General features: G+C 44.8%; 12 protein-coding genes. 3 read left to right on the top strand and 9 right to left on the bottom strand.

Going from position 1 to position 14,306, the window contains the following annotated elements; translation table 11 throughout:
• Positions 1 to 53: 53 nt before the first annotated feature.
• From thiI to B0H94_RS10815, 4 genes are all read right to left on the bottom strand, one after another.
• Complete coding sequence (thiI, locus tag B0H94_RS10830; protein ID WP_106589286.1) at positions 54 to 1,256, bottom strand: tRNA uracil 4-sulfurtransferase ThiI; 1,203 nt, start codon at positions 1,254 to 1,256, stop codon at positions 54 to 56.
• Complete coding sequence (locus B0H94_RS10825; protein ID WP_106589285.1) at positions 1,253 to 2,404, bottom strand: cysteine desulfurase family protein; 1,152 nt, start codon at positions 2,402 to 2,404, stop codon at positions 1,253 to 1,255. Before B0H94_RS10825 ends, thiI begins: the two co-directional genes overlap by 4 nt.
• A 156-nt stretch (positions 2,405 to 2,560) precedes the next feature.
• On the bottom strand, positions 2,561 to 2,941 hold the full coding sequence (locus B0H94_RS10820) for a hypothetical protein (RefSeq protein WP_106589284.1): 381 nt from the start codon (positions 2,939 to 2,941) through the stop codon (positions 2,561 to 2,563).
• Between the two features lie 123 nt (positions 2,942 to 3,064).
• Positions 3,065 to 4,759, bottom strand: coding sequence for a septation ring formation regulator EzrA (locus tag B0H94_RS10815; protein ID WP_106589283.1), 1,695 nt, complete (start codon positions 4,757 to 4,759; stop codon positions 3,065 to 3,067).
• Positions 4,760 to 5,067: 308 nt separating this feature from the next.
• Here B0H94_RS10815 and hisJ point away from each other — a divergent pair, with 308 nt between their 5' ends.
• Positions 5,068 to 5,877, top strand: coding sequence for a histidinol-phosphatase HisJ (hisJ, locus tag B0H94_RS10810; protein WP_245893982.1), 810 nt, complete (start codon positions 5,068 to 5,070; stop codon positions 5,875 to 5,877).
• Positions 5,878 to 5,955: 78 nt separating this feature from the next.
• Positions 5,956 to 6,435: a GAF domain-containing protein gene (locus B0H94_RS10805; RefSeq protein WP_106589282.1), complete on the top strand. Its 480-nt coding sequence runs from the start codon at positions 5,956 to 5,958 to the stop codon at positions 6,433 to 6,435.
• 241 nt (positions 6,436 to 6,676) lie between these two features.
• Here the strand turns inward: B0H94_RS10805 and B0H94_RS10800 are convergent, their stop codons facing one another.
• From B0H94_RS10800 to dsdA, 4 genes are all read right to left on the bottom strand, one after another.
• The gene (locus B0H94_RS10800; protein ID WP_106589281.1) at positions 6,677 to 7,945 is read right to left on the bottom strand and encodes an ammonium transporter; all 1,269 of its coding nucleotides are present in this window, start codon (positions 7,943 to 7,945) and stop codon (positions 6,677 to 6,679) included.
• A gap of 171 nt (positions 7,946 to 8,116) precedes the next feature.
• Complete coding sequence (locus B0H94_RS10795) at positions 8,117 to 8,596, bottom strand: hypothetical protein (protein ID WP_106589280.1); 480 nt, start codon at positions 8,594 to 8,596, stop codon at positions 8,117 to 8,119.
• Entirely contained in the window at positions 8,593 to 9,501 is a 909-nt protein-coding gene (locus B0H94_RS10790; RefSeq protein ID WP_106589279.1) for a DMT family transporter, read from the bottom strand. Before B0H94_RS10790 ends, B0H94_RS10795 begins: the two co-directional genes overlap by 4 nt.
• 48 nt (positions 9,502 to 9,549) lie before the next feature.
• Positions 9,550 to 10,851, bottom strand: a complete 1,302-nt coding sequence (gene dsdA / locus B0H94_RS10785) for a D-serine ammonia-lyase (protein ID WP_106589278.1) — start codon at positions 10,849 to 10,851, stop codon at positions 9,550 to 9,552.
• Positions 10,852 to 11,008: 157 nt separating this feature from the next.
• Here dsdA and B0H94_RS10780 point away from each other — a divergent pair, with 157 nt between their 5' ends.
• Positions 11,009 to 12,712: a glycoside hydrolase family protein gene (locus B0H94_RS10780; protein ID WP_106589277.1), complete on the top strand. Its 1,704-nt coding sequence runs from the start codon at positions 11,009 to 11,011 to the stop codon at positions 12,710 to 12,712.
• 609 nt (positions 12,713 to 13,321) lie between these two features.
• Here B0H94_RS10780 and B0H94_RS10775 read toward each other — a convergent pair.
• Positions 13,322 to 14,296, bottom strand: coding sequence for a quinone oxidoreductase family protein (locus B0H94_RS10775; RefSeq protein ID WP_106589276.1), 975 nt, complete (start codon positions 14,294 to 14,296; stop codon positions 13,322 to 13,324).
• Between the last annotated feature and the right edge of the window lie 10 nt (positions 14,297 to 14,306).

Raw genomic sequence — 14,306 nt, 5'->3', positions numbered from 1 at the left:
TGAAAAACGCCAAAGATTCCTTGAAATACAGGCATCCTTGGCGCTTCAATGGATTACAGCAGTTCGTCAACTTCATCGGCATTTGTATGCGGCTCAATCATCTTTGCTTCAATACCTTCAACTGCTGCTTGAATATAAGGTTCAAAATCAAACTTTTCTTCAACTGCGCTAACTTTGTCACGCTTCGGTCTTGTCTTCGAATTCTCCGGTAAAAATACAGTACAGCAGTCTTCATAAGGAAGTACAGACGTCTCATACGTTCCGATTTCCTGGGAAATTTCAATCACTTCCTGCTTGTCCATCGTTACAAGCGGACGCAGAATCGGCATATTGGTTACTTCATTGATGGCATGCATACTTTCTAGCGTTTGTGAAGCTACCTGACCGAGACTTTCTCCGTTTGCAAGTGCAAGAATTTCACGTTTTTCAGCTAAACGTTCAGCAATACGCATCATCATCCGCCGCATCACAGTCATGGCATAGTGTGGAGGTACATGTTGATGAATCGCTTTTTGAAGATCTGTAAACGGTACGATATGAAGCCGGATTTTACCACCATACACACTTAACTGTGAGGCAAGGTCCTCAACTTTTTGCTTTGCACGCTCATTTGTATAAGGTGGGCTGTGAAAGTGAATGGCTTCTAAGCTGGCGCCGCGCTTTAGCGACAAATAGCCGGCTACAGGGCTGTCAATACCACCTGAGAGCATAAGCAGCACACGTCCGCTCGTACCAACCGGCAGTCCACCTAAACCTTCGACGCGGCCGCAAGTAATATACGTCCCCTGCTCACGAAGTTCTACGTTCACTTCAACGTCAGGATGATGCACATCTACCGTCACATTTTCCGTGTGCTGCAAGATGTGTGCGCCAATTTTTGGTGCAAGCTCTTGGGAACGCATCGGGAAAGTTTTATAAGCCCGGCGGACATCGACTTTGAACGTCTCTGCCTCCTGCCCGCTTTCTTGAAATGCTGCTAGTGCCCCGTTTAAGATTTCATCATATGAGGATTGTACTTTTAAAGCAAGGCTGAGCGACGAAATCCCGAATACATAGCGTAACTTTTCAATTAACATGTGCGGATCTTCATCGTGAACTTCAACCATCATCCGGCCATGTGTCCGTCTAACCTTCGCTGTCGGATGATCTTGAATGACATTTCGCATATTGCTTTGTACTTTTTTTTCAAACTCTTTACGATTCTTTCCTTTTAATGCAAGCTCACCGTAACGTACTAAAATGTGATCATATTTCATGCGTTTTTCGCTCCCATCACTTCTAAAAATTCAGGAAGACATTCGTGCAGCGCTTTAAGCAGCTGATCGATTTCTTCTTCTGTCGTATCAAAACATAAACTGACACGGATCGCACTTGTTGCAGTTTCAACATCTCTACCAAGTGCAAGCAGCACGGGACTTGCTTGTTGAAGCTTTGAAGCACAAGCTGACTTCGTTGATACGTGAATCCCTTTCTTGGCAAGCGACTGGATGACAACTTCAGGCTTCACACCTGGAAAGGCTACATTGAAAATGTGTGGAGCGCTCGCATCATCCGGCGTATTTACGACGGCTCCGGGCATCTCTTGAAACGCAAACATTAAGCGGCGCTTTAATCCTTCAAGCCGGTCTAGCTCGTCACTGCGTTCCAATGACATCCGTAAAGCTTTGGCTAGCGCTGCAATCCCCGGTACGTTTTCGGTGCCGGAACGAAGGCTCTGTTCCTGCTTACCACCATGAAAAAGAGGAGATAAGCTGACGCCTTGGCGCACGTATAAAAAGCCGGTACCTTTTACAGCATGCACTTTATGACCAGAAACCGTGCAGAGGTCAATGCCAGGGTGGGCAAAGTCAAGTGAAACTTTCCCTACCCCCTGCACATGATCCACATGAAAATAGGTGTGAGGTACGTGCTGCAAAATATCAGCTATTTCTTCAACCGGTTGAACCGTGCCAATTTCATTATTTACATGCATAATTGAAACAAGTGTTGTATCTTTGCGTAGTGAATGCTGTACCTCTTTTGGAGATACTCGACCTGAAGCATCTACAGGGAGGTAAGTCACTTCAAATCCAGCATTTTCTAGCTGCTCAAAAGCCTCTAAAACTGAAGGATGTTCTACTTGTGACGTGATTAAATGACGTCCTCGTGAAACATGTTCAAGCGCTGTTCCTTTAATTGCGAGATTATTCCCTTCTGTTCCACCGGAAGTATAAACGACTTCTTTTGGATCTATACTGAACAGTTTTGCTGTTGCTGTCCGTGCTTTCGTTAATAACTGCTCTGCATTCATTCCTGCACTGTGCAGGGAGGATGGGTTGCCGAAATATTGCATTGAAGCATCTTGAAATGTTTGCAGCACTTCAGAAAATGGTTGTGTTGTTGCACTGTTATCAAGATAAATCATTTCGGACCTCCTCCTTTCATTTCATTATTTATCTATTAATTCAGTTCGTTCCTGCGCTTTTCCTAACGATATATAATATCATAACTATGCGCTGCTGCCTACACCAAAAATAAACCTTCAACCTTGGCCATTTCCGCCAGGACTGAAGGTTTGAGCTTAATCGTTATTTTCTGATACATATTCTAGTACTTCTTCCACAGATGCAGACCGGTCCGACGAGATTTCTTCTGCCTGCTCACGCGTGAGTTCTTTTGTATCTGCTTCAAGGTTTTCACTGGTGTGATCTTCTTCCTCTTCACTCATCGCATAAGCGGTATCGTCTTCCTGTCCGTCACTTTCAGCATCAGTATCATGACTTAGATCTTGGGCATTTTCACCCAGGGCATTATCTAGTTCGTTTGCAAGCTCTTCAATTTCTGCTTCAGAAAGGTTTTGATGATCTTCTTCATTGTTTTCAGACGAAGCTGTAGTAAAAAACGTCAGCCAAACGGCTCCACACAAAAGAAGTGCCATCATCAAAGTGAGTCCTGCTTTCATTATGGCCCTCCTTTTTCAATTGCTCTATTCATTATAAATGACAAAAGTCTCTTTGAACACCCATTACTTATGTCCTGGTAAATACATTTACCCCGTTATTGAAAAAAATAAACAGCTGACACATTACGTCAGCTGTTTCACTTCTTCTTCAACGTACTCCACGGCTTGCGGACGCCGTCTCTCTAATAGAGGCCGAACCTTTTGCACGGCTTCATCGTAACGACCTTCACGAAACATTGCTTCTGCTTCATTTAATGTTTCATTAACGGTTTGCGACTGGGTGCGGAACTGGTTGCACTGCTGAATCAGCAATTCTGCGCGTCTTGCCTGTGAAGCGGTAATGGCAAGATGGTTTTCCATGCGCTCAACTTGTGATTCTGCTTCACGAATCGCAGCGTTCACTTTGCCCATCTCGAGTGGAACTTCTTCTAAATAGCGCGCTGCCTTGTCGAGCTGCTCTCCGGCCTCATTCATTTCGTTAATAAGCACACCCGGTACCTTTGGCAGCGTATGCTTTTGCAATTTTTGCTGCGCGAGCTTTAATTTACGGCGTTGTTCTTTTAATGAAGCAACTGCTTCAATTTCGTCTTTACGCAAAGAGTGAAGCACTTCTCTTGAATGATAAATATCTGCCTCAATATCATTTAAACGTTTCTGCACTTGTTCAAGCTCTGTTTTTAAGCCGCTGAAAACACGCTTTTGGTGTTCGTATTGGTCTTCAAACACCCGCCACTGCTTAGCTACTTCTGTATAAGCGTGTTCACTGCTGTTCTGCCGCTCCAGTTCTTCTTCAGGAATGCGGTAGCTCTGTTCAACTTTTTCCTTTTCCGCTTTCAAATCTGCAACTGAATGTTGAACATTTTCAAAAGCTTCTTGTACGGAAGATATCTGCTGCTCCACAAATGCCCGAGCTTCCGCTTCCTCTTCAAGCTCTGTGTACATCTCATCTACACTCGTTTTTACTTCAGTAAGCTTGTAGGCCGCTTCTTCAACATGTAGTTGTTCGAGTAATCGACCGATTTCGTGCAGTTCATTTCGTACGTTTTGAATCTTGTTATCTAACTCTTCTTCTTTTAACGGATAGCCAGCAGATTTCATTTCCTCAATGCCGCGGACTAACTCATTAATCTCTCGCGGAAGATCAACTTCAGTCTCCACAAGAAGCTTTGGAATTTCCTCCATCTGCCAGCGAACGAGCTTCAGCTGCTCTTGCAGACGGATTACAATCTCACGTGCTTGTATGTAATTACCAGCTTCTGTTTCTTCATCATACGTTATGAAGTCATTTTTTAATCCGCGCAGCTGTCGTTCTAAAATGCTGGCGGCACGCCCGAGGCTGCGCCGGTGTTCGTGCAGTACCTTTACCGCTTCTTCATATGATGCAGCTGCTTCGTCAATATCCACACGGTTCTTTTCTTCACTTTCAATTAATTCCTGTACATCTTTTACAATTTCATCAATTGTCTGTTCTGCGCGGTCAAGTTTTTCATCTGCTTCCTGAATCCCTGCTTTGGCTTTATTGAAACGGTACCGATTGACAAGTTCATCAATTTCAAACAAGTCGTCTTCTACTGAAGGGAGTTCTTCTTCAACAAGCCGGTCCCATTCCCGGCGCCAGCGTTCAAACTTCTCCTCTGTTTCACCGGAGATCGTTAAACCTTTTACTTTCCCAATTTCTTCTGCAACCGGGCGATGCATTAACTCACTTTTACGCCGCCCAAGCCGGTCTACTTCACGATATATTTGCTTGCGCATCCAATAGCTGTATCCTAAAAACAGCAGAACAAGCGCAGCGACTGCTCCAATGATATACCACATTTTTTTCACTCCAGTTAACTCAACCTACTCTTACAGTATAAGATTCGCTGTTTATTACGAAAATCCTGCAAAATTCAAGTTTTTCTTTATAATTCTCTTGTCTTCTTTTAATTCCATACTTAAGTCTTGTCTTTTTTGATCAGATAAGGTGGTTGTACAAATACTGATTTTTTCGTTATTCTCATAACGATAGTGTGTGTTTTATTACTTTTATGATAACACGGAACGGGTTTGGTTGTGACACAAAATAACTACAACTTGACACCTTTTGATACTTACACGATATTTTTTCGAAAAGAGGGACTGTTTTGATTCGACGCGATGGTCACGTTCATACACCTTATTGTCCGCACGGCTCTGATGCAGACTGGGCATCTTATGTAGAAAAAGCAGCTGCCTTCGGATTAAAAGAAATCACATTTGCAGAACACGCACCATTGCCGGCAGGTTTTAGCGATCCGGCGCCAACAAAGGACAGTGCAATGGATGCACACCACTTAGAAAACTACTTCAATGAGATTAAAGCTTTAAAAAAAGAATACAAGCAGCTAATCACCATTTATACCGGCCTTGAGATTGATTACATTACCGGCTTTGAAACAGAAACAAAACAGCTCTTAAATGAAATCGGCGGTCTGCTAGATGATGCCGTTTTGTCTGTTCACTTTATGCCAACAGCTACAAGTTATATTTGTATTGATTATGACAGCCGGGAATTTGAGCGGTTTGTAACTGAAGCGGGCGGCATTGACGAAGCAGCCCGGCAGTATTATGAAACTGTTCAAGCCTCTATAACAGCTGACTTAGGTGCTTATCAACCGAAACGTATCGGCCATCCGGCACTTATCACAAAGTTTCAAAACCTAATACCCGCTTCACAAGAAATTGAAACGTTTTACTTGTCGAGGGTTTTTCAAACCATGGCTAAAAATAGAGCTGTCCTCGACTACAATGGCGCCGGTGTTAAAAAAGCAGATTGCGGTCAACCTTACCCTAAAGCTCCCTGGGCCGCTTACGCTGAAAATCTGGGTATCCCTATCGTCTATGGTTCTGATGCCCACCATCCTGATGGGCTCATGCAAGGGTTTAATGAACTTGAAAATGTCCAACTCATATGAAGCTGATCAGACGATGCTGTTCGATGTTTTTCCGCTTCTCTGTATGATATACTCCATAAGGTAAAGGAGGATGAACTTATGTTTGAAAAAATTCAATACAATGGCACGTTAGAACAACAATACAACCTTGTCACAAAACAGCTGAAAGCTTTAATTGAAGATGAGCCGAACCGTACAGCAAACCTTGCTAATGCTTCAAGTTTGCTTGATCAATTTTTAAGTGATGTAAACTGGGTCGGTTTTTATGAATATATGGATGGTGAACTCGTGCTCGGTCCTTTTCAAGGACTTCCGGCTTGTGTCCGCATCCCGCTTGAAAAGGGCGTTTGCGGCACCGCTGCTGCAAAGCTTGAGACAGTGCGGGTCGCAGACGTAGAGCAGTTTCCCGGACACATCGCGTGTGACGCTGCTTCTGCTTCAGAAATTGTCGTTCCGCTCATCCAAGACGGTCAACTCTTAGGAGTGCTCGATATAGACAGCCCGAAACAGGACCGCTTTAGTGAAGAAGATGAAAAACATCTAGAAACTTTTGCTGCTGTATTGGCAGAGCATTTATAGACGCTACAAATGGTTAATAAGTAACCGAAACGAAAGACGGCGACTCCCAGAGGATTCAGCGAAGCCCTCGGGAAAGCGTCCGTCTGAAAGTAAAGGTTACGTTCATGGTTCGGTTTTATATCCTCTTATTTTAGGGCAACCCGCGGCGTTTGGAGCAGTAAGTTGTTCGTGAATGTTAGGTTTTGTACTTTGTCTACACGCTGAAACCCCGCCGATTTCGTCGGCGGGGTTTTCGCTTTTGTTAAGCACCTTGCTTTTCTGCATACGCTACATTTTCAGGATAACCGTAACCTCCATGCTCACTGATATCCAGCCCCATCAATTCTTCTTCTTCAGATACGCGGAGCCCGCCTGTTAATGCTCCCGTGGCTTTTAACAATACGTAAGAAGCAATAAATGCAAACAAACCGCAAGCTACGACACTGATGACCTGCACCCCAAGCTGTTCGAAACCACCACCGTAAAATAACCCAGCCTGGCCTCCATTCATCTCTGCAAGCGCAGGTGTGGCGAAAAACCCGGTTGAAATGGTCCCCCATACACCGGCTGCTCCGTGTACAGATAAAGCATAAATGGGATCATCAATATTTTTCTTCTCAAAAAATTTCATACTGCCGTAAACAATTAAACCACCAATTAGACCAATCACAACAGCCGCCCATGGCGCAACGAATGCACATGAAGCTGTTATAGCCACTAACCCGGCAAGGGCGCCATTTAACATTGTCGGCACATCAGCCTTACCAAGCACTGCCCAGGCGATTAATAAAGCAGCGACTGCCCCGGCTGCTGCACCAAGTTGTGTATTTAAGCCGACATAACCGAAAAACGCGCCATCAACACCGAGCGTACTGCCGGCGTTAAAGCCGAACCAACCAACCCACAGTAATAAAACACCGAGTGCTGTGTACACTTGGTTGTGTCCAGCAATATCATTTGAACTTCTGTCTGAATTGTACTTTCCAATCCGTGGCCGGAGTAAGATCGTAGCAGCTAAAGCCGCCATCGCACCTGTTAAATGAACCACTGTGGAGCCAGCAAAGTCCTGCTTTCCTAAATCACCAATCCAACCAGCGCCCCAAATCCAATGTGCAACAACAGGATAAACAAGCAGTGAAAATAATACAGCAAAAACAATATAAACTGATAACTTTGCCCGCTCAGCAAACCCACCAAAAGCAATTGTTAACGCAATCGCAGCAAACGCCAGCTGGAAGATAAAATCAACTGACCCCGCTAATCCGTCTACTTGTGTAGTGAAATCACCAAAGAAAAAGTCATTCGTGCCTACAATCCCTCCGAGCGAATCACCATAGATTAAACCGTAACCTAGCGCCCAAAAAGCAAGTGAAGCAATTCCAAGGGTAAAAACCGTTTTTCCGGCAATGTGACCTGCGTTTTTCATTCGGGTCGAGCCTGCTTCAAGTAAAATGAATCCACCCTGCATTAAAATAACAAGAATAAAAGCAACCATGATCCACAAATTGTTCATTAAATACATTTCGTCCAACTGCAACCGCCCCTTCCAAATCTATTAAGTTATTAACTAACTACATTATTTAGGAAAAAACAAGCTGCAGCTATAATCTCGGAAGTTTATCTGACAAACTTTTCTGAATTTAATGTTTAAAGGTAAGCAGTGATGCCACTTTCCTTCACTACCTACCTTTTGTCTCGTTGTTTAAACAGTTGGCGCTTCAGGCCATAACTGGTCTGGGTCAGCGACGAAAAAACGCACTGTAGACGCTTCGAGGTAAACGTTGTACAAAGCAGCTGCATCTAACGCCGTTAAACCGAGCGTTTCGTTTGTGATGAAAGTAATTCCTGCATCTTCAAAGCCTTCTGTTTCACAAAAGTCAACGACCGTCTCTAAAGCTCTTGCAAGGTTTGAATGCCTAATCAACTCACCTGGCTGCTGATGTACAACCATATGTACAAGCAGACCGGTATCAAGCGCCCCGGCACCAGTCGCTATTATATCACCTGAGACCGGCTGGAGCTCATTACAGCTTTCTTTAGCCTCACTTTTTACCTTCCTGCTTAACAAGCCTTCAATATCCGGGCAAACTTCAATAGCCGGCAGCCCTGAAGCGTCCGCAGGAAGACAGCAAACATCTGCACCTTCAAAATCTTTGATCGGTTCTTGGATGATTTGAATCATGCTGCTTCACTCCTTTCAAGTTGTTTCTTTTTCCACTTCAAGTCAAACGTTAAGACCGTACTGACGATGACAAGAACAATCCCTGCCATCTGCCATCCTGTTAATTGATCTTGAAACACAAACACCCCGATTAAAACCGCAACAACAGGCTCTGCTGCACTTAAAATTGAAACGCGTCCAGACTCCGCATACCTGAGTCCTGTTGTATATAGAAGGTAAGCGAGTACGGTTGGCACAAGCCCCAGTCCCACAGCCGTAGCAAGAACCTCAATATTGAATAATGTATTTGCCTGCTGCCACAACTGACTTGCAGGCACCATAAACAAAGCACCGAGAATCATTGAATACAATGTGATTGTCATGGAATCGTAGTAACGGCCTGCCGCTTTTCCGAAAATACTGTAAAGCGCATAAAAAAAGCCTGAAGCCAAGCCGAAAACGATAATAAGAGGTGAAAGCTCACCACCGCCAAGCGGCACATACTCTACAACAAAAGCGGTCCCGGCCACCATAAAACCGAGAGCACAAAGTTTTTTACGGGTTAAAGGTTCCTTAAAAAACAGCCGTGACAATAAGACGACAAATACTGGGCCGCTATATAAAAGAACAACAGAAATTGACACTGATGTTTCATTCATCACTGTGAAAAAGAAATAATTAAAAAAGGCAATACTAATAATACCTGTGCCGATAAATAAGGGGAGGTGCTGTAGTTTAACCTTAAACGCCGTACGATACCAAGCTGCAGCAACTACGGTTAAGAGCAGCGCAGAAAACAATAGCCGGATCGCAACAACTTCCCAGGAACTGAAGCCGTGTGAATGGAGCACCTCGACAAACAAGCCGATGGTGCCCCAAAGCGAAGCACCAAGCGCAGCGAGTATATAAGCTTTTTTAACGCTCATAACCATTCTCCTTGTGAAAAACATTAAACGAAAACAATATTTCAGGCTTTAACTAAAAGGATTGGAGAGGCTTTGTGCAAAAATATCACTTGGCACAAGCGAACCGCCTGTACTCCAACTTAAATGAGTGATTCGATTTGGATCAATTCCACGGCTTTCTACATAACCTGATGCTAAAACTTTCGCTGCTCCAGGGAGCCCGGCTGCCGCTGAAGGTTCGAGCTTTATGCCTTCGGTATCATAAGCTGCCTTTTGGAGCCTGGCAAGTTCTTCGTCTTTCACAGTGAAAGCGCCGCTTAAACTCGTGTCCATCATCTGGCACGCTAAACGTGACGGCCGTCCAACAGCAAGACCATCAGCAATGGTTTCATTCGTTAAACCAAAGTGCTGTACAGCTAGTTTTTCATGGGCGCCAGTCAGCAAGCCGAGAAGTACAGCCGGAGACTCAACAGGTTCAGAGAAAAAGCAGTGAACATTCGGGCCGTACATTTGTTTCAATCCGTACGCTACGCCAGCAGGACCCCCGCCGACACCGCATGGTAAATACACAAATAAAGGTGTATCTTTAGACACACGAATATTGAGGTGGCGCAGTTGTGCTTTCACTTCAGTTCCAGCAGCAGCATAACCGTTAAATAAATGTGGTGACGCTTCGTCATCAACAAAATAACACCCTGGCGTCTGGCGGCACAGTTCCCGTCCACTTGTGACAGCTTTACTATAATCACCGGTATACTCCTTTACTGTCACCCCGTAACTTTGTAGCATTTCTTTTTTCCACGTCTTCGCATCACTTGACATATGCACCGTTGCTTGGAAGCCGAGAACTGCACTCATTAAACCAATGCTTAAACCTAGATTACCTGTAGAACCGACATGCACGCGATACGTTTGAAACAACTCCCGCATTTCTTGTGTTTGAAATGCTTCATACGCTTCAAAGCCTGGAAGCATGCCATGGTTTGCTGAAACTTGTTCAGCGAGACGAAACACTTCATGAAAACCGCCACGTGCTTTAATCGACCCAGCAGTCGGCAGCAAATCATCCCGCTTTAACAGCCACGTGCCCGGCAGCTCTCCTTCAGCTGATTGTAAATCGGCTATATACGTTACAGGAGATTCTATTTTTTCATTTGTTTCTAGCTGAAAAAATGAGCGAAGGAGCGGTTCAAACCTTTCTAAACGTGCTTTTGCCTGTGCCACTGTCTGCCTGTGCACATCATCATGCTCATGCAGCGGAGCTGTACCGTCATAACGAGGGTTTAACCACATCACTTCTTCTCGATTTAATATGTCAGCTACAGCTGGATACTCGGCTTTCCAATCTTCAATACGCTTTCCAAACAACATACGCCACCTCCTGTTAAAACCTCGATCTTTCAATTATATCGCTTTCACAAGTCTTAAGGAAAATAAGGCCGTTTGTTTACCTATAAGCATCGTTTACAGATGAAAAAATCGGGTATATGCATTAATTACAATGAAGTCCATTAGGAGTGATCAAACTTTGAAGACAAATGAGCTGAAACAAATTTTCTCGGCCTTTGAAAACCAACGTACAAACCAGCTGCCGGACACTTTAGGCGAACCTTCAGGACAAAAACTTGAGCAAACTTATTTAAGTGTCACAGCGACCAACCATACATCCTCCACCTATACCTTTAGTTCCTGTGGATCAACGAGCATGGAAGCCTTAAAGCATATCTTGCATAAATACATAAATACGATCGATACAACTCATTTTACCATCCGTGGGTTAAAACTGGATTTCATTTTGTCTGCAAATCCATATGAAAATTTCTCGACAGCCGAGGAAGCAGAAGGTGAGAAGTTACCTTTTAAGCGTGGCACAGACGGCTTGGCCTTTGGAAATGATTTAGCATACGTCTTACTTCCAGAAGAGGTAAGGGGACACGATGTACTTCCTAAAAAAGTTTTATCACTAGATGCAGCAGTAAATGCTTTGAATGAACAAGTCTCTACACCAGCACTTGTTAAAGAAGACCTTCAACATCTGCCGTTTTTTCGTATTCGCCGCAGTTCTTATTATGTAGACCCTAGTTCTACAGTTAAGCTTCGCAACGGTTTGTACGTTCACCGCAGCATTAACGCTGATCAATTGCGTAAAGCGATTGAGTGGACGAACCGTTTTTATTTTCAAAACATCGTAAAAAAAGACGGATCTTTTATTTATACGTATGACCCGGCATTACGCATCGAGGTTGACGACTACAATATGTTGCGCCATGCCGGAACGGCTTATTCAATGCTTGAAACATATGAAATTACCGGTACAGATGAAGTTTTCTATAACGCAGAACGAGCGCTCGAATTTCTCGCCGGAAGTACAGCCCCTGTGGAAACCAAAGACGGGGAAGGTGCTGTGCTGCTTGATGAAGGATACCGAAAGCTCGGCGGAAATGGTCTAGCAATGGTTGCACTTGCAAAATATACAGAGCTTACAAATGATGACCGCTACTTACCGCTTATGCGCAAACTTGGACGCTGGATTATTGATACGATGGATGAAGAAGGAAAATTCACGATTCATAAACAACGTCATACCACCGGTGAAGTACGTGAGTTTGAATCGTTATATTATCCAGGTGAAGCCATGCTCGGCCTGCTGCGGCTGCAGGCTGTTGAAACGGCTGAAGATACACAATGGAAAGACGCAGCCGCTAAAGCTTCCAGGTATATCATTCATGTCCGCGATAAAGACGTTACTAAAGATACTGTCGAACATGACCACTGGCAGCTTTACGCCTTAAACGATCTGCACAAATTTGAAGAAGATCCGATTTTTCAAAAGCAAGCTTACTTTATTGCAAATGCAATTATGAGTACACAAATGATTAACGAAGCGAAACACCCATCTTGGATCGGCGGCTTTACGGTGCCGCGCCTTCCACCAGAGCCGACCTCAACCGCCTGCCGTTCAGAAGGATTGAGCGCATGCTGGGAGCTCGCTACTCGCACAGGAGACGACGCTTATGCAAAGCGCCTGCTTGCTTCTGTGCAGGCATCCGTCCGGTTTCAACTGCAGTTTCAACTCCGCCCGGGGAGCATTGTGCACTATAAAGATCCTTTATTGACCCTCGGGGCTGTGCAGCGCACTTTCGCTTCGCCAGAACTGCGTATTGATTACACGCAGCACAATATCTCAAGCTTCTGTGCCCTTTATCAAATGCTGAACCGTACGAAATTTTAAAATGAGAATACGTATAAGATTTTAAAACAAACCCAGCTTCGCATTGAAGCTGGGTTTGTTTCAGCGGGTAGACAAATTTGTAGAAAAGCGGGGGCTGTCGGCGGTCGCTTGCACCCGAAGGACACATGGGCGACATCGAGTTGATCTACGCTAATGCTTGTGGCGCAGGCAACGCTTCAGCTGCCCAATTTACTGCAGGAGTCTCGTATATTTCCTGTGCCTTACTCTTGAATCACAGATTTTAAAACTTTTGAGACAGTTCCTACTCAAACATCATGATGTATGATTACAACCTAGGACATTTCGTGCGTGAAAGAAATCACGCTTTAAAGCATCTGTCTTACAGCCATGTTATTGCCTCATAACATCTTCATTTGGTTCACTGACCCAGCTTACAACTTTTCATTATGTTCTAATAACTCAAAGCTGACAAGCATCGGCGGCGACGCCTTCGGGAACAGTACGAACCGAAAATCCCGCAGGCAGTGGTTTTCTGCTGAGGAAGTTGAGGCCGTACCCGAGGCAAGCGTCCGCCGAAATGCAAAGTCAGCGTTTAGACAAATTTTAAGATGAACGATGGCTGATGTCGATTCTCGACAGAGGCTTTCATTATGGTGTTAATATTAATTTCCCTGCGGTTTCGCGCCCTTCTAGTTTGCGGTGCACATCAGGGGCTTCTTGTAAGTCGTAAACACCGCCAATATGAAGCTTGATCTCACCGGTTTGAATCCAGCCGAGCATTTCCTCCAAGCTCTTCTGCAGCAGCTCCGGATATCTCATAATCTGCGGCAGGAAAAACCCGATGACACTCTTATTCTTCTCCATCAACGACATCGGGGAAAACTCGGCAGGCTCGCCACTTGCAACACCGTAAATAACGAGACGGCCGAATGGCGCAAGTGTTCTTAACGTATCATGAAAGATTGACCCGCCGGCCATTTCAAGCGCCAAGTCTACTCGTCCTTTACCGGCTGCTTCTTTTACTTCTTCCGCCCAGCCGTCTTTTGTATAATCAATAACCACATCCGCTCCAAAAGAACGAGCGAGCTCACGTTTTTCCTCTGATCCGGCGGTACCAATGACTTTACCAGCACCCATTAACTTTGCCATCTGCACAGCAAACAAACCGACCCCGCCTGCTGCAGCATGCACGAGCACGGTTTCACCTGGTGCGATGCGTCCCATCGTTTTTAAAATATGATACGCACTTAACCCTTGCAATGGAATCGCAGCTGCGTGAACCGCGTCTACACCTTCAGGAACTGGAATTAATCCAGCCTCATCCACAGTAACTTTCTCTGCATAACCGCCCTCACCAACGAGCGCAACCACCCGGTCTCCGGCACTGAACCGTGTAACATCACTGCCTGTTGATTCTACAACACCAGCGACTTCCGCACCCGGAATAAACGGGAGCGGTGTGTCAACAACATACTGCCCTTCCCGGCGCATCGTATCTGCATAATTTACACCTATCGCTTCAATCTGAATCACAACCTGCTTTGCTTCCGGTACCGGTGCATCAAATTCTTGCACCTTTAATACTTCTGGTCCACCGTATTCTGTAAATTGCACTGCTTTCATTGCCTTCACT

The sequence above is a fragment of the Salsuginibacillus halophilus genome, from assembly GCF_003014715.1.
Taxonomy (GTDB): Bacteria; Bacillota; Bacilli; order Bacillales; family Marinococcaceae; genus Salsuginibacillus; species Salsuginibacillus halophilus.
Note: the sequence above shows the minus strand (reverse complement) of the source record. Positions and strands in the feature narration are given on the sequence as shown.

Coding starts and splice junctions, on each gene's coding strand:
- thiI (WP_106589286.1), bottom strand. CDS start 1,256: ATGAAATATGATCACATTTTAGTACGTTACGGTGAGCTTGCATTAAAA.
- B0H94_RS10795 (WP_106589280.1), bottom strand. CDS start 8,596: ATGATTCAAATCATCCAAGAACCGATCAAAGATTTTGAAGGTGCAGAT.
- B0H94_RS10825 (WP_106589285.1), bottom strand. CDS start 2,404: ATGATTTATCTTGATAACAGTGCAACAACACAACCATTTTCTGAAGTG.
- B0H94_RS10790 (WP_106589279.1), bottom strand. CDS start 9,501: ATGAGCGTTAAAAAAGCTTATATACTCGCTGCGCTTGGTGCTTCGCTT.
- dsdA (WP_106589278.1), bottom strand. CDS start 10,851: ATGTTGTTTGGAAAGCGTATTGAAGATTGGAAAGCCGAGTATCCAGCT.
- B0H94_RS10815 (WP_106589283.1), bottom strand. CDS start 4,759: ATGTGGTATATCATTGGAGCAGTCGCTGCGCTTGTTCTGCTGTTTTTA.
- B0H94_RS10775 (WP_106589276.1), bottom strand. CDS start 14,296: ATGAAAGCAGTGCAATTTACAGAATACGGTGGACCAGAAGTATTAAAG.
- B0H94_RS10820 (WP_106589284.1), bottom strand. CDS start 2,941: ATGAAAGCAGGACTCACTTTGATGATGGCACTTCTTTTGTGTGGAGCC.
- B0H94_RS10805 (WP_106589282.1), top strand. CDS start 5,956: ATGTTTGAAAAAATTCAATACAATGGCACGTTAGAACAACAATACAAC.